General features: G+C 61.7%; 1 protein-coding gene. It reads left to right on the forward strand.

Features of this window, described 5'->3' with window-relative positions; translation table 11 throughout:
* A partial coding sequence (locus tag OGY09_RS01080; RefSeq protein ID WP_286589820.1) for a DUF6531 domain-containing protein occupies nucleotides 1-209 on the forward strand: 209 nt, incomplete at both ends.

Raw genomic sequence — 209 nt, forward strand, 5'->3', positions numbered from 1 at the left:
GGCATCATCTCCGGTAACCCGGTCAACCCGCTCCTCGGCGCCAAGGTCCTGCCCGGCGAGACCGATTTCACCCTGCCCGGCCCGCTGCCGTTTGTATTTTCCCGTTCTTACAGCAGTTACCGGACCCGCACCCCGGGGCCGGTCGGTATCTTCGGTCCCGGCTGGAAAGCACCATTCGATATCCGCTTACAGATACGTGATGAGGAACT

Source organism: Citrobacter sp. Cpo071 (assembly GCF_030332765.1).
Classification (GTDB): domain Bacteria; phylum Pseudomonadota; class Gammaproteobacteria; order Enterobacterales; family Enterobacteriaceae; genus Citrobacter; species Citrobacter portucalensis.